Raw genomic sequence first — 20,424 nt, forward strand, 5'->3', positions numbered from 1 at the left:
ATTTGATTTGTCGAAACTTTATTCAGTTTTCAAAGTTCTACTCGATTGCTTAATTCGTAATTAAGCAACGTATATTATGTTATCATTCAAGCACTTCACTGTCAACAAGTTTTTTGATTTAATTTGATAATTAAAATCTCTCAAACCCCTGTAACAGCAAGAACAATCATACCAAGACAGTTAACGTAAGTCAACTAATTATTGTAATTTATTTTCAGTAATTAATTAACTTAAAATATCTTGACGAACTCTTTGACAACGAAAACAATCATAGCAAGAATACACAAGCTGGTCAAGCGTATTTAGTGATTTATTATCATTTATCTTGGTTTTATTCTAAATTTAGAATGTTGTTTGTAAATCAACTAAACAATCATAGATTTCAATAGCCGCTAAATCAGAATTATCAAATTCAAACTTTTGGTACGGACGATACTCTTCAACTTCATAAATACCAGAAGCATGCTTATAAGTAACTTTACATAGCTCAATACCAAATAATTCAAAACGTCTAACCTGAACAAGCTCATTTACATCTGTTTGCATTGCACCTAACCGATTAATTATTTTAACTAAAGACACCTGATTCATTAATTCACCTCATTTATAACTTACTTCTATAGATAATATGCTAAAATTGTAACTAATTTACATAAAGGAGATCTTCAAATGAGCCTATTTAGAAATGATTTAAACGAAACCCTTACTAAAATCGAGGTATCTGAAATCCGTCAATTTGATGAAGCAACAAGTTCAATTCCAGACATCTTAAAGCTTACGTTAGGTGAACCAGATTTCACCATTCCTGAGCACATTCAAAAAGTTGCCAAGCAGGCTATCGATGATAACTTCTCACATTATACTGGTAATGCCGGTATCCCCGAACTACGACAAGCCGCTGCTGACTTTCAAAACAAAAAGTATGGTTTACATTATAAACCAGAAAATGTTATTACAACCGTCGGTGCATCAGAAGCAATTGCTGCAGCACTTGGAACCATCATTAATCCTGGTGATGGTATTTTACTACCTGCACCAATCTATTCTGCTTATACGCCTTTAATTAATTTTTATCATGGACAAGAATTCCGCATGAACACTCGCGATAACGATTTTATTCTAACTCCTGAAATGATTGAAGATACCATTGCAGCAAATCCTAAAGTGAATTTTAAAGCAATCATTTTAAATTATCCAAGTAATCCAACTGGTGTAACCTACCGTCCAAATGACATTGAAGCAATCGTAAAAGTCTGTAAGCAACATCAATTATGGGTCGTTAGTGATGAAATCTATTCTGAACTTACCTATGGTGATCCTCATACTTCAATTGCAAGTTATCTACCAGAACAAACCATTCTTATTAATGGCTTATCAAAATCTCATGCCATGACTGGTTGGCGAATCGGATTTATTTTTGCAGACGTTGAAATGATTAACGAAATTAGTAAGGTTCATCAATATATGGTAACTGCGGCTACGTCTATTGTCCAAAAAGCAGCAGTTGAAGCCTTAACTAACGGAATTGATGACGGCAAAAAAATGGCCGTTGAATATCTCAAACGACGTGACTATGTCTATAGTGAGATGAAGGAAATGGGCTTTGAAATGGCCCGCCCAGATGGTGCTTTTTATATCTTTGCTAAGATTCCTAATGGTTATCTACAAGACTCGATGGCATTTTGTAAAGATCTAGCCCAGAAAAATCACTTAGCTATTATTCCTGGCCACGCTTTTGGAGACGAAGGTGAAGGCTACGTCAGAATTAGTTACGCTGCCGACTTATCTAAATTACATGAAGCGATGAAACGACTAAAAACGTACATGGACTCAAATAAATAACACGTAAAAAGAGGATGATTACAAACCAATTTGGTTGTGTAGTCATCCTCTTTATTTTTAATCACTAATTTTATGTTTTCTCTTTGGTTCAATTGCTAATGCAAACATCCCCGCAAACATCCCGAAATAATATGTTAAAATCCGCCATAGTAACATGGCTAAAATCAACTTACTATTTACAGTAATGAAGCTTGAGAATAAGACAGTAAAGCTATACTCTGCCCCACCCGAGCCACCAGGAATTGGAAATAACGAGATAATCATTACAATTAAGACATGCAAACTTGTTACCATAATTACATTAACGTGACTAATTCCTAACGACAGCATAATAAAGTATGGAATCAAATAGTAGAAGATTAATTGTACTAACGTCATGACTGCAACTTTAACTAATTTGAATCCTTCATGCTTCATTTTTAAGCTTTCCCGATAAAAGCTATCAATTTTAGCATCTAAATTAACTTTAACTGAGTTAAATTTATCTTCAGAACGAAACCACTTGACTGGGATAATAAATAAATTAACCAACCGCTTAGTCATACTATTCCAATACATAATCATTAATAAGCCAATTACTACCGCCAAATGAAAGACAAATCCTAAAATGACGAGTAGTGACAAAGCCTGCAATTTTTCCGCAATAAAGTGAAAGCCAATTACAAGACTAATTAAAAAATTAACTACAATCATGCTTTGAAAAATAACAAACTTCATTAACAAAACTGAGCTTGCCTGACCAGCATCGACTCCTGATTGCATCATCGCAATTAATTGTGCTGGTTGTCCCCCAGTTGAAAATGGAGTAATCCCATTAAATAGTTGTTCGACTAATGGCACTCTAACTGCATCCCTAAAAGTAAACTCTGTATCACGATCTGCCATAAATAATTTAACAATTAATGCTTCAATCAATATATAAACAATGATACAAATTAATGCAACTAACAGCCATCCCCAGTGCAATGTCTGAAAATCATGGACTAGCGATGCTAATTTAACCTTACGCAGTGAGTAAGCAAAAATGCCCATTCCAACGAGTAACATTAAAACTAAAACAAGTTTGTTTCGTCTTGACATTACTATACCTCTCTTGCTTGTTCCTCATAAAATTTATGCCATATTTTAGCTAGATTATCTTTAGAATATTTTTGTGATGCAATTACCGATTTATCATGTAGGAACTGAAGGCCTGCAGGATTATTTTGTAATAATTGAATTTTTTGATTCATTTCATCAACATCAGTTGCCGCTTCATAATAGCCATCAATGATTGCCCGATATAACTCTAAATCGCGTAATAACACTGGCGTACCACAACTGAAGGCCTCTAATACCGACATTGGAAACAATTCATTATATGAAGGTAATAAAAACAAGTCTGTCATATTATAGTAATCAACAATTTTTTCACGAGAAACAATCCCTGGAAAAGTTAAATTTACTGGTGGATTATCAACTACTTTTTTAAGTTCTGCATAACCGTCTGTCATTTTACCAAACGAAAAGCCACCCACCCAAACAAATTGCATATCTGGATTACGTCGAGCTAATTCAATAAAATCATTAACTCCTTTACGTTCTTGAATTTGGCCAGCACCCATTACCATAAATTTTGATTGATCAAAGCCAAGTTCGTCTCGAATTGCTGCTTTATGATCAGTAGTATATTCACTAAATTTATCTGGATCAACAAAGTTAGGAATATAAGTAATCTTCCCGCGATCAATCCCAACCGCTTCTAATTTACTAATAAATGAAGGATTAACCACCACGATATGATCCATTCGGCGATAAAAGGTAAGCACGTACCAATAAAAAATTGCTTTAAATGGTTGTGGTATTTTTAAACTTCCTTCTAATGTTTCAGGAAGGAAATGAACATATCCGATTTTTCGACCACGCCCAGGTAATAATGTCGACAAGAAAAATTGGGGGTCAATCGTATGGTAGTGGCTAATTTTAGAGCGTTGCAACTTATTAATTTTAATATCAAAGTCATCTTTAAAACGTTCATTTAATAAATTAACTAATTCAACATACGCACTACCAACCCCTTGTCCTGCAACTTTATTGGCTGATGAAAACATCGTAATTTTTATCATAACTACCCTCGTGGTCCTCTAAATAAATTAATTGGTTCACGTGCTGATTTAGCAAATTCAATTTCACTATCTTTATAAAATTGAATTACACGTGTTCCAAATGTTTGTGCTGAAATCTCATCTAATTTGGCATTTCGTTTGGCATTATCTTCTGTAGTAAAATTTGATCCACAATATTGCAACACACTAGTTACTAATTGTGATTTGGTTTCAAAGTTAACGCCAATTGCTGGATCGTCAATTAGCTCCATTGTATATGGACTCTTCATCACCACAATTGGTAATCCAGATGCTAATGCTTCAATGTAAGTTAACCCTTGCGACTCAGAATCAGATGCTGATACAAATACATTAGCTAGCTGATAATATTTTTGAACATCATTATTATTAATTTCACCAGTAAAAGTCACATGCCCAGCTAATTGAAGTTGTGCCGCTTGCTTTTCTAGCGTCTCTCTTGCTGGTCCATCCCCGACAATCAATAGTTGAATCTTTGGTTCAGATTCCAACATATCCGGTAGTGCTTCAATTAGTTCATGAATGTTTTTTTCAAATGCTAATCGACTCAATGATAATAACACTGGAGTCTCTGCTGTATAGCCTAGTTGTTCACGCATCAATTTAATTTGCGTTTCGTTATGCTCGATTCCATAACGATCCAAATTAACCCCAGTTGGAATTACCCGCATGGGCGTTTTAATTCCATATCCAGTTAACGTTGTCCGTACCCGTTCACTAGGAGCCACAATTCCCGTCATATTCATCATAAACACATTAACCATTTGTTTAACGTTACGAGGTTTTAAAATCCGTCCGTTAGCAATGTAATGTAGATAGTCTTGGTACATTGTATGATAAGTATGAATACATGGGATTTTTAATGAGCGTGCAGTAACTTTACCCATCCATCCTAATGAAAATTCAGTTTGCGTATGAATGATATCTAATTCTAACTCTTTACAAAGCTTATACGCTTTAAAAAGACCTCTAACCGCAATTCGACGATCAGAAAACGAAACAAACGGTACACTGGCAAAGCGATAAACACCTGGCTCAACATCTTCTGGTCCCACTTTTGGATCTGTAGTCGTAAAGATGTACACATTATGACCTTGCGCACGCAATTCATCTCTCAAAGTTTTGATAGACGTTGCTACTCCACTGACTTGTGGAAAATATGTATCTGTAAATAGCCCAATGTTCAATTTTCTACTCCTCCAGTCTCGTTAGCTACGCATTAATTTGAATTAATCTAGTTACAATTCTACTAAATGTGTGCTGTAAATTCAATTCAACCGTAAACACAATTATATCATTTTATCGCAGTTACACCGATTTTCCAAATCATTTATATCTGGAAAATATCGTACCATCTGTAGACTGCTATCTCATTAAATAACTTAATTTGCTCATCGACAATTATTATAGTCTTATCCCTGTCTAAAGCCCAAGTTATATCTTCGTCTTAACCCAATGTTAAACATATTATTATCCATAAAAAAGCTACTAACCCTTCATATTCAATGAAGAACTAGTAGCCAATGTTAAATACTTAATGTTTTAACTTATCCAAGTTGCTCAAAATCAAAACCATTTCGTGTACTTTTTTCAATTCCGTTTGGTGTCCCAACAATTACATAATCAACTAAATCTAAAAATAATCCATGTTCAACTACCCCAACCATGCTGATTAGTTCATCTGCTAAGGCATGAGCATCATCAATTTTGTCTAAATGTAAATCAATAATATAGTTTTCTGAATCAGTTAAGACATAGTTTCCATCAGTCATTCGGAATTCCGGTTGATATCCCTTAGCTTGTAATTTATCAAATAGATGTTTTGAGCCAAATGGAATCACTTCAACTGGTAATGGGAACTTACCTAATTGATGAACCATTTTGCTATCATCAACAATCCACATATTGGTTGTTGAATTAATAGCGACAATTTTTTCCCAAAGGTGAGCGGCACCACCACCCTTAATACCGTTAAAATCATCACTAATTTCATCAGCACCATCAATCGTTAAATCAATTTGATCAACTTCATCAATTGCTTTAACCGTAATACCTAAATTACGTGCCTGATTTTCAGTAAATTTTGACGTGGAAACACAAACAATATCCATGTTTTCATCGTGTACTCGTTTGCCTAAAGCATCTACCATGTAACGAATTGTGGACCCACTTCCTAGTCCAACAATCATGCCATTTTTAATATATTTAACGGCTTCATTACCAACCATTTGTTTTAATTCGTTTTGATCCATTTAGTTATCCTCCGATGCAATTAATTATTTACTAGCTTCTTCAATTTGAGCTAAAGTTGGGATTGATGGAATTGCACCCATTCCTTGAACTGTAATTGAGCTTGCACGTTGAGCAAATGAAATTGCAGTTTCCATGTTGCTTAAATCACTAGTTAATTGTGAACTAAGTGAACCAATAAAAGTATCACCGGCAGCAGTAGTATCCACGGCATTTACCTTAAACGCTGGTACAAATGCATGATCTGTATCATTTGCGTAAAATGCACCTTTATCTCCAACTGTGATTACTAAATTTTTAACGCCCATTTTTCTAAAGGCAGCAAAATTTTCTAACATTGATTGTTCGTCAGTAACTTTAATTCCAGTCAAAGTTTCACTTTCAGTTTCATTAGGAACCAAAATATCAGTATATTGTAGAAGTTCAGGTAAAATTGAATCCGCTGGAGCTGGGTTCAGAATAGTAGTAACACCATTTTCTTTAGCAAACTTAAATGCTTCCAGCGCTGCAGCTTGTGGCGTTTCAAATTGAGCAATCAAGAAATTTGATTCTTTAATTTGCGCATGGGCACTTGCAATATCTTCACCAGTTACTTCTTGATTAGTTCCACCATAAACCACAATACTGTTTTGACCATTTTCATCTAATAGGATAATTGCTGAACCGGTACCAACCTTATCATCTTTAGAAACATTACTGGTATCAACATTGTCATCGCTTAAACTCTTAACCATAAATTTACCGGCATCATCATTACCGACTTTACCAATAAAGTTAACCTTGGCACCAGCACGAACAGCAGCGATCGCTTGATTAGCACCCTTACCACCAGCAGCGCTACTCTTATCAGCAGAGGAAATTGTTTCCCCAGGTTGTGGAATTCGTTTGATTGTGACAATTGTATCAAGATTTAAGCTTCCTAGAACTGTAACTGTGTTTGACATGAGTGAATCTCCTTGAGTGTTAAATTTTATTTTTAAGTAAAACGTTTTACGTGTTATAAAATAACAACGTGTTTTCAACAAAATATATTATCATACCTCGAATTAATTGCCAATATATTTTTATTTTTTTATTAAAATCTACTTAGTTGTTTAAGCATACAATCCCTACTATATCAACGTTTTCAAATGCTGATATTTACCATAAACTATGTGACAATTTTAACTTACTTCCTTAAAAGGTGGTTGCAATCGTTTCCAATAAATGATATTATCTTTCATGTTGTTTTAAAAGTTTTACTTGCTAGGTAAAACGTTTTATCTATATTTATATTCACAGGAGGTACTACGATACATGAAGAAAACCACAGTAATAAATTCACACTTGTCAACTGTAATTGCCGGTATGGGACATATGGATTGGCTTAGTATAGGTGATGCTGGAATGCCAGTTCCTGCTGATACTGAAAAGATTGATTTAGCTTTAACAAATAACCTTCCTAGCTTCATTGATGTATTGAAAAACATCATCAGTGAACTTGAAGTCCAAAAGATTTATTTGGCTGATGAAATCAAAACTAAGAATCCAGAACAACTTACTGCTATTAAAGAAGTTTTACCTGGAATCGAAATTGAATTCATGCCACATACAGATTTAAAGAAGAGCCTTTCAAAGACGCATGCATTTGTTCGAACTGGTGAAATGACCCCATTTTCTAACATTATTTTAGAATCTGGCGTAACTTTTTAAGCTACTATAACAAATTTGTAAGCGGATTATTCACTAATATACAAGCATAAGGGAGAAACAAGAATCTTGGAAAACACTATTAAACCAGCCAAAAAACATAGCTGGACTCAACTATCTGATGGGTATTTAAATAAAACCCCATTACTACAATTCATTATCATCTCACTTATTTTTCCTATGTGGGGTTGTGCTGCCAGTCTAAACGACATTTTGATCACACAATTTAAAACAGTTTTTACATTAAATGATGCATCAACTGCTTTCGTTCAAACAGCTTTCTATGGTGGTTACTTCTTAATTGCCATTCCAGCATCACTAATTATTAAAAAGAGTTCATATAAAATCGCTATTATGACCGGACTTGTATTTTACATTCTTGGTTGTGCAATCTTCTTCCCTGCATCACAATTTGCAACTTATAGCATGTTCCTAGTTGCTATCTTTGCAATTGCAGTTGGATTAAGTTTCTTAGAGACTTCGTGTGATACCTACGTTTCAATGCTTGGACCTAAAAAATGGTCAACAATGCGTTTAAACATTGCTAACACACTAATCCCACTTGGTGACATCATGGGAATCGTCTTAGGTAAATACTTGATCTTTGGTAAGATCAGTAGTTTATCTGAAAAAATGGCTAGTATGCACGGTGCCGAACGTGTTGCCTATGGCGAAAAGATGTTGCAACTTACTTTGCAACCATACAAGTATATCTTGATTGTTCTTCTTGTCATGCTAGTTATCTTGGCAATTACACCAATGCCACATGCTAAAGCTACTACTGCTGCTGTTTCAGCAGACGGTGAAGCTAAAGAAGAAAGACCAAGCCTTAAAGAAACAATCAAATATCTTTGGTCAAACACTGGCTTTAAAAAAGGTGTTTTCGCTCAATTTATCTATGCTGGTATGCAAACCACTGTTTGGTCATTTACAATCCGACTAGCATTGAATTTAATTCACTTGTCTGATAGTGCTGCTGCTACCTTTATGATCTTTAGTTACGTTGCTTGGTTTGTTGGTAAGTTAGTTGCTAACGTATTCATGACTAAGTTCAGTAGTACGGGAGTCTTAACGTGGTTCTCAGCCCTTGGTGTTCTTTGCTTAGTTGTTACTTTCACGGTTCCAAATGCTACTGCTGTTTATGCTGCTGTCTTAACTAGTTTCTTCTTTGGACCTGAATGGCCAACCATTTATGCTCATACTCTTGATACAGTTACTGAAAAGCAACATACAGAAACAGCTGGTGCAATCATCGTTATGTCATTAATTGGTGGTGCAATCATGCCATTTGTTCAAGGACTTGTTTCTGATTTATCTGGTTCAATGCAATTTTCATTCATCGTTCCAGCTCTATGTTATGTCTTCATCACGGTTTACTTCTTCCTAGAACACCGTAATGAAAAACTTCAAAAAAATATTTAAGCTAGTAATTAACTAAATACCAACTAATATTCAATTACGAATATTAGTTGGTATTTTTATTTATTCTTTTATTAAACATCAAAAAAAAGCTAATTCTTAAAATTAAGAATTAGCTTTTTAAATATGTGAATTATTTACAAGAATTTTCAACTAACTTTTGAACCTCTTCATTTGATTCGGCTTCAAGTGCTTTTTCAGCTAGCACCTTAACATCTTCTGTATTCAAACGCTTCATTAATGAACGTGTTTGAAGCATTGATGTGGCACTCATTGAAAATTCATCCAGACCAAGTCCCATTAAAATTGGAACTGCAATCTGATCTCCTGCCATTTCGCCACACATCCCAGCCCATTTGCCTTCGGCATGAGCAGTATCAATTACTTGCTTAACTAAACGAAGTAATGATGGGTTATATGGTTGATATAGGTACGAAACATGTTCGTTACCACGATCAGCAGCAAATGTATATTGAATCAAATCATTAGTTCCAATACTGAAGAAATCAGCATATTTAGCTAATTTATCAGCAATAATTACTGCGGCTGGAATTTCCATCATCATTCCAACTTCAATATTATCAGCAACTGATTGACCCTCATCTATAAGCTTTTGTCGTTCTTCATCATAAATTGCACGAGCTTGTTTAAATTCATTAACTGTTGCAATCATTGGGAACATAATTGCAATTTTTCCGTAGTTAGACGCACGCAATAACGCACGTAACTGTGTCCGGAAAATTTCTTGACGATCCAAACTAATTCGAATTGCACGGTAACCAAGGAATGGATTCATTTCATCTGGTAATGGCAAGTAAGGTAAATGTTTATCCCCACCAATATCCATAGTTCGAACAACAACTTGTTTGCCATTCATTCCTTCGGCGACCTTTTTATATGATTCAAACTGTTCGTCTTCAGTTGGTAGTTCCGCAGAATTCATGTATAAAAATTCTGAACGGAAGAGTCCAATTGCTTCCCCACCATTATCAACAACCCCAGCTAAATCATCTGGCGTTCCAATATTAGCAGCAATGTCAAAATGTTTTCCATCCGCACTAACCGTCTTAGCATCTTTTAAAGCTTTCCATTCGGCTTGTTCAGCTGCGAATTTGGCAGCTTCGGCTTGGTAATGTTTAATTTCATCATCAGAAGGATCAATAATAATATCCCCAGTGTTACCATCAACAATTACCATGTCACCATCTTTAATCAAAGTAGTGGCATCACCAGTTCCAACAATCGCTGGAATTTCAAGAGTCCGTGACATGATTGCTGAATGAGAAGTTCTACCACCAATATCAGTAATAAAAGCTTTCACAAACTGACGATCTAGTTGTGCAGTATCACTTGGTGTCAAATCATGAGAAACGACAATCGAAGTAGAATCAATCAATGAGGGACTTGGTAATGTTACCCCTAATAAATGACTCATTACTCGTTTTGTAACATCTCGAATATCTCCAGCACGTTCTTGCATATAGGTATTATCAGTCATTGCTTCAAACATTCCAATATACATGTCGGTTACAGTTTTAACTGCTGATTCTGCATTAATCTTTTCGTCATTGATTTTAGTTTCAATAGCGCCAATTAATTCAGGATCTGCCAAAATTGTAATATGTGCTTCAAAGACTTCGGCTTCTTCTTCACCTAATGATTTAATTGCATGTTGCTTAATAATTTCAAGATCTTTTTTTGAGTCATTAAACGAATCGTGAAGCCTTTCGACTTCACGATTAGTATCCGTTATAGTTACCTCTTTAAAAGATAAATCGGGATCTACTAACATGTAAACCTTAGCAATTGCAATCCCATTACTGGCAGCAATTCCGCTGATTTGGTTTGACATTAGTCAGATAGACCTTCCTTCTTCATTGTTTCTGAAATAGCTGCAATAGCATCTTTTTCATCAGTACCTTCAGCTGAAATTGTAACAGCTGCGCCTTGGCCAACACCAAGTGACATAACACCCATGATAGATTTAAGATTTACACCTTTTCCATCATATTGTAGTGTAATATCTGAACTGAATTTTGATGCAGTTTGTACCAAAATAGTTGCTGGACGTGCGTGAATTCCTGTTTCTGCAGTTACGTTAAAATCTTGTTTTTCCATGATATCAATCTCCTTCAAGAGTATAAATTAATGAGAACTCCACTTTTATGGACAAACAGTTCTCGTTTGTTAATATTTTATCAATTGTAAGCGTTAAATTCAAGTTAAATAATGTAAACGTTTTATTTAGCTAGTTTTCAACCATCCGATAGATAATTTGACCGCCTCGCATTGCCTGTCCTTTAATTCTTTTTCGATATTCGTATGCGTGAAAAATTGATTGAAATTCTAAAAACTCACTTGCTTCGATTGAAAGTTCAGTAATCTCTCCAGCTCGTAGCTGTTCTAGCAATTGATTATAATCTTTATTCATCGTCATCCCCCTTGAGTAACATTATACCAGAAATTCATTATTACTTACGATTTTAGCTTACTAAAACCAAGAAATTTTTTTAATTATTGATGGCTTAGAAACACATACCCAGCAAGAGATGTAGGTGTAATACAAATCACTTGCATTCAAAATAAATGCATGTATAATATAACCAATGGTCAAAGAAGGTCAAAATATTTTTTGACCAATTATAAAGGAGGTTCACTTAATGTTGTGTCAAAATTGTCAACAAAATCCAGCTACGATTCATCTTCAAGTATCAATGAATAATGAGCAGATTCAAGTTGACCTCTGTCAAAACTGTTATCAACAACTCAAACAAACACAAAACTTCTTAAATATTGGAGGTAACAATATGGATAATAATAACAATAATGGCCAATTTGGCTTCGGGAGTCTTGATGAAATGTTGCGCGCCATTCAACAACAAAATCAACAACAATTCTCTCAAGCACAGTCAAACAAACAACCAAGTCAAAATGGACGTGGCGGTAATAATGGTGGCAACAGTCTCTTAGCTCAATTTGGACTAAACTTAACTGATCAAGCTAAGCAAGGTAAAATCGACCCCGTTATTGGTCGCGACGCAGAAATTAATCGTGTTATTGAAATTTTAAATCGTCGTACTAAAAATAATCCTGTTTTAATTGGTGAAGCTGGAGTTGGTAAAACTTCCGTGGTTGAAGGGCTTGCCTTAGCCATTATCGCTGGTCAGGTACCTGCTAAACTAGCTCACAAAGAAGTTATTCGATTAGATGTTGTTTCATTAGTCCAAGGAACCGGGATGCGTGGTCAATTTGAAGAACGACTTCAAAAGTTAATGGACGAAGTTTCAAAAAACGACAATATAATCCTATTTATTGATGAAATCCATGAAATTATGGGTGCTGGTAATGCCGAAGGTGGCATGGATGCCGGAAATATCCTTAAACCTGCCCTCGCCCGTGGTGAATTTCAATTAATTGGAGCTACTACTTTAAATGAATACCGTAAAATCGAAAAGGATGCTGCCTTAGCGCGTCGTTTCCAACCAGTACAAGTAAATGAACCTTCTATTGAAGAAACGCTTCAAATCCTTCGAGGAATCCAATCACGCTATCAAGACTATCATAATGTAAAGTATACTGACGCGGCAATTGATGCTGCAGTTAAGTTATCAGCACGTTATATTCAAGACCGTTTCCAACCAGATAAGGCAATCGACTTGCTTGATGAAGCCGGCTCAAAAAAGAACTTAACTTTAAAGACCGCTGATCCAGCTACGATTGAAAATGAGATTCATACCGCTGAAGCGCATAAGCAGCAAGCACTCGATAATGAAGATTATGAAAAGGCCGCCTTTTATCGTGACCAAGTTGCTAAACTGGAAACTGCGAAAAAAGATGCGGAAGAAAATCATACTGATCAATCAGCTACGGTTACTGAAAAAGATATGCAAACAATTGTTGAAGAAAAAACTAGCATTCCGGTTGGTGAACTGCAAAAACAAGAACAGTCACAACTAAAGGACCTGGATAAAAATCTCGAAGCCAATATTATTGGACAAGATGAAGCTGTCAATAAAGTAACGCGTGCGATCCGTCGTAACCGTATTGGTCTAAACAAATCTGGTCGTCCAATTGGATCATTCTTATTCGTTGGCCCTACTGGGGTTGGTAAAACGGAAACTGCTCGTCAGCTTGCAAAAGAACTATTTGGATCACCTGATTCCATGATTCGCTTTGATATGAGTGAATATATGGAAAAACACAGCACGTCAAAATTGATTGGTTCGCCTCCTGGGTATGTTGGTTATGACGAAGCTGGTCAATTGACTGAACAGGTACGCCGTCATCCATACAGTTTAATTCTTTTAGATGAAGTTGAAAAAGCCCATCCGGATGTAATGCACATGTTTTTACAAATTCTCGAAGATGGACGTTTGACTGATTCTCAAGGTCGTACAGTTAGCTTTAAAGATACCATTATCATCATGACTTCTAATGCAGGATCTGGCGATGCCGTTGTCAGTGTCGGCTTCGGCGCAGATGCGGCTGGTGAAACTCATTCTGTAATGTCTAAACTTGGCGACTACTTTAAACCAGAGTTCTTAAATCGTTTTGATGGCATTGTTGAGTTTAATGCATTAACTAAAGATGATTTATCAAAAATCGTTGGTTTGATGATTGATGATGTTAATAAAATGTTGGCTGATCGTGATTTATTCATCCACGTTACTAATCCAGTTAAAGATAAATTAGTTGAATTAGGATATGACCCAGCAATGGGTGCACGACCTCTTCGTCGTGTTATCCAGGAACAAATCGAAGATCGAGTTGCTGATTTTGTGATTGATAATCCTAAAATTAAGAATTTAAATGCACGGATTGTTGATGGCGAGATTACAATTGAAAATGCAACCACTACTTCAACAGCAATTGAAATAGATAAATAACAATTAAAGAGGAATCTCTGGTGAGATTCCTCTTTTTATATCCATTATTTTTAACGTTTTTGATAAATCTTTCTGAGCGGCATTGCAATCATTGGGGCAATAATTGCAGCCAGTACCATTTCAGCTAATCCATTAGTTACAAAGATAGCCGATAAGGCTTTAAATAAATTACTTACATTAACTCCATACAGCTTAGCCACTTCCGGCGTATGATAAAAGATATAAATGAATCCTAGCACCAAAATTGTATTAGTAAGTGCCCCTAGAATTGAAGCAATTACCATTGAACTAAGTAAATGTTTAAAAAACTTAAACAAAATAATAAAAGTCCAACCTGCTACTAAACCAATCATAATTCTGGGTAAGACCGATACCAATGGATTAACAAATACTAACGGTGCTAACGGACTACTTGGAAAGACAAATGCTCTAATCCAAGTTAACACACCCCACACACCACCAACGATAGCCCCATCAACCGGACCCAACACAATTGCCGTAATAATCACCGTTACATGCAAAGTTGTCAAACTCAACGGTCCAATCGGAATGTTGCCCAACATAGGAATAAAATCTTGTAAAATGATAATTGCAGTTAAAATTGCTAAAATACTGATATGATATGTTGATTTTTTCTTTCTCAATTTGGTCACCTCGGCTACTTAATGTTATTATTATAACGTGTAAGATAAAAAAATAGAAACATCTAGTAATAAGTTTTTCAAAAAAGACTATACTAAATTAAAATAATTGGGAAGTGTAAACTATGAGTAAAAATCCAGTACTTGGAATGCCGGTTTGGGCATACTACATTAACATCGATGATCAATCAAATATCCTCGCCCCACAACTTCTAAAAGGTTTATATGGTCAACATTACGATGTCGAGAAAACTACCTTTGATAAATTCCGCTTTATTGAATCTGAAGGCCAACTAACAGGAACTTTTGGTGATACACCAGGAATTGTTAAGCTTTATTATCGCCAAGCAAACTGGGCCGAAATGGAATCTGTTGATATGTATCTTTTGTTAAAAGAAAATACAACAATCTACGATGGCATTGAAGGCTTAAAGACTTCCAGCTCACTCCCTGAAGGGATGACTATTCGTGCATTTAAGCGAGTTGCCACTACCGATGGTGAGTTCTGGTATGAGATTAGCCCTGACCAATGGGTCCTTTACAAGGACATGGAAATCACAAATAATCCATATGAAAACATTGAACTTTCTGCTACTGGTGAACAATTAATTTTTGAACCAGTTGGTGAAGTAAAAGCTGAAATCGATTATATCCCTGGAAAGAAAATCCAGGCCTATAACAAGCCTTACGGTAAAATCACTAATGAACTAGAAGATGGTACTGAGATTGTTGTCGTTGCCAGATCTACTGATAACGGTGTGACTTGGTATAAAATTCAAGGAAACGAATTTATTAACGGCTCATACGTTAAATTAAAATAATACTATACCATCAAAAAACGCTTAATTCTTAATGAATTAAGCGTTTTTGATTACGATAAATAAAAGTTAATAACTTAACGCGTTTTGATAATCAGAATTCCAATGAGAATAGAAAGTACCATAACTCATATTTTCACGTCTATTTGTCCAAGGATTATTATAATTAAATCCTTTTTGATCGTAACCAGTTAGTGTAATAGTATGTGAACCAAATCCGTTCATATTACCTTGCCATACAACAACTAAATGTCCTTGATTTAATTTGTCCTTAATTGAATCTATTGAAGCACCATTTAAAACATTACTCCAACCAATGTGATTACTAACAACAGAAGCAATCCCAGTTGCTAGAACCCATAAACCAGAACCTGAATTACTATAAGGATTACCAACAAATCCATAATTAGGATTACTACTTCTTGGTGTTTCATTTGCAACCTGTTCCTTAGTAATATTAACGCCGGCATACTGCAACATCATTGTAACAGCAGTCATTTCACAGCCGGTAGGTAAGTTTGGCAGTTGACCAATTAATGGAGTATTTGAATTTTGACTTGAATAAATAACTCCATCTCCATAAGCCCATATATCAGTTTTTTGATATTTAAAATATCCTCTATACAACGAGCCATCGCTTCCAAAGAAATAATTATTCCCCCAATTACGATAAAATTGATTTGTTAACCGAGCACCATTACCATCAAAATAGTATGTTTGTCCCCAGTTCGAATAAAATGAATTAGTTAGACGAACCCCGTTACCATCAAAATAATAAATGTTGCCCCAATTTGAATAGAAATTATTGGTTAAACGTACACCATCGCTATTGAAATAATAAACATTTCCCCAGTTAGAATAAAATTGATCATCATATCTAGCGCCATCCGCTCCAAAATAATAAACATTTCCCCAATTTGCATAAAATTGGTTAGTATATCTTACCCCATCTTCACCAAAATAATAAGTATGTCCTGAAGCAGATAAAAATTGATTAGTATATCTCACACCATCGGAGCCAAAATAATAATTATGACCCCAGTTTGAATAATACTTATTATCATATCTAGTGCCATCCGATCCAAAATAGTAAATATGGCCCCAATTTGAATAAAATTGATCTCTAAACATTTTCCCATCATTTCCAAAATAATAAATTTTATTATTTTCTGAATAGAAAGAGTTAGTCTGTTTTACACTATTAAAGTAATAATAAAACGATGAACCTTCTTGCACGATTCCATTCTTGGACGCATCTGCTTGAGATTCTACTGTGACTTCAGCATTACTTTCAGCTGTATTATTGGTTTCATTAACTTCAGTATTATCATTACTACTTTTACTACTTGATTCTGAACTGCTACTTTCACTGATTGAATCTGAATTATCACCTTCAGAACTATTGCTTGATTCTGAACTACTTGCATTAGATTCTGAACTACTTGAACTTTCATCATTAACGATAGTTGCCGGAGTACTTTTAATTTCACTGCTTGAATTATCTACCAAAATTGCATCTGCTTTAACAAATCCACCAGATATAATAATAGATAACGCAAAAACAAATGATGTTAACAATAAAAATCGCTTCTTAAACCTCATAAAATCTTCTCCTCCAAATAAATATATAAGAGTAGTATAACAAAAAACTTAATACATAACGTTCATACAAAATAAAAAAGTTACTAAGTTTAAATTCTTAGTAACTTACTATTATTCATTAAATATTAAACATTAATTAATTTATATATTCTCCAACCATGAGAATCGATATTTGAAACCTGTTTAAAGGTTAACTTAGAATCATTAAAACTAGTTAAATCTACCTGAGTACAAATATAATTAATTTTCATTTGTAATAAATCAGAAGTATTCATAAAGATCGTAAAATTATCAGGTGCATTTAAGGTAAAACTAGTTTCACCCTTAGTTACTTCAACTTGAACATGCGCATATCTATTATATATATCAATATTTTTTTGTTTTGGGTCAAGCTGTTTCCATGTCTTCATATTAGGATAAAAATCAACTGAATTAAATGTTTTTACGCCTAAAGCTGGCAGGTAATTGTACGACTGTCCCGAACCAATCCATCGTGCATTGGGATTAGATTTACGTATACTACTTACTTCATGAGCAACTTGTGTTTTCGTAATTGCCCCTACACCGATATTAATCGGATTAACGAAGATTCCACCAACAATAATTAGCATTAACATTAAGGGATAAAATAGTTTACGTATTTTTTTATACAACAGTGTAAATACTAATAATGCAAAAAATACAATAGTTAGATATTTACCTTTAGGTCCAAAATATGATGCTAACGACGATGAAGAAATTACAAAGTAATATATACCACCCATCAATGTAGTAACAATTAACGATAATTTCAATCCAAATCCCTTACCTGTTAACAATTTGCTAATAAACCAAATCGAAGCCAACATTCCAAAGAAATTCATACAAATTATTGAACGACTTGAAGTAACATAGCTAAGTAATGTCATTTTTGCAATGGACTCTGGGAAAGATACAAATGACCAGATTAAGAAAATCACTGGACTAACAATTAATCCAAGCCCAATCCAATCAATTTTTTTATTTTTGAACATCAACCATGGACTTAAAACTAAGACTACTGGCAAGAAATTAAAATAATTGCTCACTTCACAATTATTGGAAAAATTTATATCTCTAAATGGAATTAACCAATTAGATAGATATCCAAACATATCCATCAAGGTGGCGCCACCACCAAGACTAACACGGTGCCCAGGATAAGCAGTATTCATTAATAATTTCAGATCATTTTTTGAAATTAAATATACATGAATTAACACCATTAAAATTATCAGCACACTCACAAAAATACTAATGAAATCGAATTTTTTTAATTTAATTGATTTCCAATATTTTTTAATTGTAACCACAAACATAATAATTAAAAAATAGGCCATCGGTACTTGAATGGCAGGATATATAACTAAAACAAATCCAATACTACTTGATACAAAAAGTGAAAGTAACCCGATTTTTTTAAATTTACTGTTATCACCAACTAAGTAATTCATGTAACTAACAAAAATAGCTAGCGTAAAGAATGCTAAATCACCTACATGTTGCATGAACCACCACTGAATTGCCGGTGATAGAGTAATCCATAAACTTCCTAAAAGAGCTAAATATTTCTTTTTATGCGTAATTATTAAGCATGTTTCAAACGAAATTAATAGTAGTCCAATTACTTTTGTTCCCCAATACCAAGACAATGCACGATCGGGTTTTAAAAATAGAAAGCCCCAATTAAATGGTTTTCCAATAATCGAAATATCTTTAACTGGCGCATTATATTGTAAAATCATATTTTGCCCGTCATTAGAAATATTACTATTATGCACCTTAAAATCATCATAATATTGTGCTAAAGCTAATGGCGTTTGAACTTTCCATTCGTCACTTCTAACCGTTCTTGTTTGACCTGATATTTGCGTATTATTACTAGAAAACACATCTTGCCAAGCATTGATTGAAGACCCATTAATTTTAAAAACGACAATTATAATTATCGCAAATATTCCAATTATAAATCTAAATCTTATTAAGCTGTCTAAAACTTTTTTTAGGATATTTTGTAATTGTACTAGCATGAATATTTTAAATCCCTTTTAAACTATGACTTATCTAAATTATAAATATCCCAAAAATATATAACAATTGTTCTAACAACTGCATAAAATGGAATACATAAAATCATCCCAGCAATCCCTGCAATATTACCTGCTGCAAGTAATAACACAATGATTGTTAACGGGTGAATGTTCAGACTCTTACCAATAATATTAGGATAAATAATATTCCCATCAACTTGCTGTACGATAATTACAATAATAATAACCCAAATAATTTTATCTTGCGCCATTGTTAACGATACAATCAAAGCTGGTGCGATTCCAATATAGGGACCAATATATGGAATAATATTTGCTATTCCAGCAATAATTCCCAAAACAACCCCTAGTGGTTGACCAATGATTAAATACCCAATAGTAGTAAATACTGCAACAAATAAACACTCAATTACCTGTCCAGAAATGTAAGAAGATAATGTAGCACTCATTTTTTGCAGTAATCCACTAACTTCTTCACTGCGTTTTCCTGGTGCCATTTTTTGAATGCTTGGAATTAATTTCTGACCATCTTTAAGCATGTAAAACAGCATCACGGGAACCGTAATTGCAATTATAGTCACACTAGTAATTGTACTAATAATTGTTCCTAAACTTTTTGATAATCCGGTTAAGAACGTTTCAGCATAGGTACCAATTTGTGAATCAATTTTACTTAAATAAGTTCCAACATCAATATGTTTAAAAATCTGTGAATGGCTAATTTTATTAACCACCGTATTCATTTGACTAGCGGTATCAGGAATTGCCTTAACTAATGATGTGAATTCGCTAATAATGGTTGGAACTAACAACGCAATTCCACCCACTACAATTAATACCAATACTAAAACGATAAATAAACTAGCAAAGCTTCGATTCAGACCAATTCTCTTATACTTTAATTTTGATAATTTTGTTACAAGTGGATTTAACATATAAAATAAAAATCCAGATATCACAAATGGTACAAAAACCACTGACACGAATGTGAACAGTGGTTCAAAAACAAATTTAATTTTAGTACAAACAAAAATTAAGGCAGCGACTGCCAATAATTCAATTGTCCAAAAAAACATTTTATTTTC

18 protein-coding genes are annotated in these 20,424 nt (G+C 34.2%); 5 read left to right on the plus strand and 13 right to left on the minus strand.

Annotated elements, in window-relative coordinates; all coding sequences use genetic code 11:
* Positions 1–342 precede the first annotated feature (342 nt).
* On the minus strand, positions 343–591 hold the full coding sequence (locus FC70_RS03620) for a YkuJ family protein (protein WP_057889651.1): 249 nt from the start codon (positions 589–591) through the stop codon (positions 343–345).
* 78 nt (positions 592–669) lie between these two features.
* Here FC70_RS03620 and FC70_RS03625 point away from each other — a divergent pair, with 78 nt between their 5' ends.
* On the plus strand, positions 670–1,842 hold the full coding sequence (locus FC70_RS03625; protein ID WP_057889652.1) for a pyridoxal phosphate-dependent aminotransferase: 1,173 nt from the start codon (positions 670–672) through the stop codon (positions 1,840–1,842).
* A 57-nt stretch (positions 1,843–1,899) separates the two neighbouring features.
* Here the strand turns inward: FC70_RS03625 and FC70_RS03630 are convergent, their stop codons facing one another.
* From FC70_RS03630 to rbsK, 5 genes are all read right to left on the minus strand, one after another.
* Complete coding sequence (locus tag FC70_RS03630; protein ID WP_057889653.1) at positions 1,900–2,922, minus strand: lysylphosphatidylglycerol synthase transmembrane domain-containing protein; 1,023 nt, start codon at positions 2,920–2,922, stop codon at positions 1,900–1,902.
* A 2-nt stretch (positions 2,923–2,924) separates the two neighbouring features.
* Positions 2,925–3,947 carry a glycosyltransferase family 4 protein gene (locus FC70_RS03635; protein ID WP_057889654.1) on the minus strand — a complete coding sequence of 341 codons (1,023 nt, stop codon included), beginning with the start codon at positions 3,945–3,947 and terminating at the stop codon, positions 2,925–2,927.
* Between the two features lie 2 nt (positions 3,948–3,949).
* A complete protein-coding gene (locus FC70_RS03640; protein WP_057889655.1) occupies positions 3,950–5,152 on the minus strand; it encodes a glycosyltransferase family 4 protein in 1,203 nt (400 codons plus the stop codon).
* Positions 5,153–5,512: 360 nt separating this feature from the next.
* Positions 5,513–6,217, minus strand: a complete 705-nt coding sequence (gene rpiA / locus FC70_RS03645; protein WP_057889656.1) for a ribose-5-phosphate isomerase RpiA — start codon at positions 6,215–6,217, stop codon at positions 5,513–5,515.
* A gap of 24 nt (positions 6,218–6,241) precedes the next feature.
* On the minus strand, positions 6,242–7,159 hold the full coding sequence (gene rbsK / locus FC70_RS03650; protein WP_057889657.1) for a ribokinase: 918 nt from the start codon (positions 7,157–7,159) through the stop codon (positions 6,242–6,244).
* Positions 7,160–7,511: 352 nt separating this feature from the next.
* Here rbsK and rbsD point away from each other — a divergent pair, with 352 nt between their 5' ends.
* Complete coding sequence (rbsD, locus tag FC70_RS03655) at positions 7,512–7,907, plus strand: D-ribose pyranase (protein ID WP_057889658.1); 396 nt, start codon at positions 7,512–7,514, stop codon at positions 7,905–7,907.
* 66 nt (positions 7,908–7,973) lie between these two features.
* Positions 7,974–9,326: an L-fucose:H+ symporter permease gene (fucP, locus tag FC70_RS03660; RefSeq protein WP_057889659.1), complete on the plus strand. Its 1,353-nt coding sequence runs from the start codon at positions 7,974–7,976 to the stop codon at positions 9,324–9,326.
* A 130-nt stretch (positions 9,327–9,456) separates the two neighbouring features.
* Here the strand turns inward: fucP and ptsP are convergent, their stop codons facing one another.
* The 3 genes from ptsP to FC70_RS03675 all read right to left on the minus strand — a co-directional run bounded on the left by ptsP (position 9,457) and on the right by FC70_RS03675 (position 11,754).
* On the minus strand, positions 9,457–11,175 hold the full coding sequence (ptsP, locus tag FC70_RS03665) for a phosphoenolpyruvate--protein phosphotransferase (protein WP_057889660.1): 1,719 nt from the start codon (positions 11,173–11,175) through the stop codon (positions 9,457–9,459).
* Positions 11,175–11,441 (minus strand): phosphocarrier protein HPr, encoded by a 267-nt coding sequence (locus FC70_RS03670; protein WP_057889661.1) that lies wholly within the window; start codon positions 11,439–11,441, stop codon positions 11,175–11,177. The genes ptsP and FC70_RS03670 overlap by 1 nt, the downstream gene beginning before the upstream one ends.
* Positions 11,442–11,571: 130 nt before the next feature.
* Positions 11,572–11,754 carry a hypothetical protein gene (locus tag FC70_RS03675; protein ID WP_057889662.1) on the minus strand — a complete coding sequence of 61 codons (183 nt, stop codon included), beginning with the start codon at positions 11,752–11,754 and terminating at the stop codon, positions 11,572–11,574.
* Positions 11,755–11,983: 229 nt separating this feature from the next.
* Here FC70_RS03675 and FC70_RS03680 point away from each other — a divergent pair, with 229 nt between their 5' ends.
* Positions 11,984–14,209: an ATP-dependent Clp protease ATP-binding subunit gene (locus FC70_RS03680; protein ID WP_057889663.1), complete on the plus strand. Its 2,226-nt coding sequence runs from the start codon at positions 11,984–11,986 to the stop codon at positions 14,207–14,209.
* A 50-nt stretch (positions 14,210–14,259) separates the two neighbouring features.
* Here the strand turns inward: FC70_RS03680 and FC70_RS03685 are convergent, their stop codons facing one another.
* Positions 14,260–14,853 (minus strand): ECF transporter S component, encoded by a 594-nt coding sequence (locus tag FC70_RS03685; RefSeq protein ID WP_057889664.1) that lies wholly within the window; start codon positions 14,851–14,853, stop codon positions 14,260–14,262.
* Between the two features lie 122 nt (positions 14,854–14,975).
* Here FC70_RS03685 and FC70_RS03690 point away from each other — a divergent pair, with 122 nt between their 5' ends.
* Complete coding sequence (locus tag FC70_RS03690; RefSeq protein ID WP_057889665.1) at positions 14,976–15,671, plus strand: MucBP domain-containing protein; 696 nt, start codon at positions 14,976–14,978, stop codon at positions 15,669–15,671.
* 66 nt (positions 15,672–15,737) lie between these two features.
* On the opposite strand, the gene FC70_RS03695 is transcribed toward FC70_RS03690, so the two are convergent.
* From FC70_RS03695 to FC70_RS03705, 3 genes are all read right to left on the minus strand, one after another.
* A complete protein-coding gene (locus tag FC70_RS03695) occupies positions 15,738–17,270 on the minus strand; it encodes a C39 family peptidase (protein WP_057889666.1) in 1,533 nt (510 codons plus the stop codon).
* Positions 17,271–17,395: 125 nt separating this feature from the next.
* Positions 17,396–19,318: a DUF7657 domain-containing protein gene (locus FC70_RS03700; RefSeq protein ID WP_057889667.1), complete on the minus strand. Its 1,923-nt coding sequence runs from the start codon at positions 19,316–19,318 to the stop codon at positions 17,396–17,398.
* 23 nt (positions 19,319–19,341) lie between these two features.
* A complete protein-coding gene (locus FC70_RS03705) occupies positions 19,342–20,415 on the minus strand; it encodes an AI-2E family transporter (RefSeq protein WP_057890273.1) in 1,074 nt (357 codons plus the stop codon).
* Positions 20,416–20,424 lie beyond the last annotated feature (9 nt).

This window comes from Paucilactobacillus oligofermentans DSM 15707 = LMG 22743, from assembly GCF_001434315.1.
GTDB lineage: Bacteria > Bacillota > Bacilli > Lactobacillales > Lactobacillaceae > Paucilactobacillus > Paucilactobacillus oligofermentans.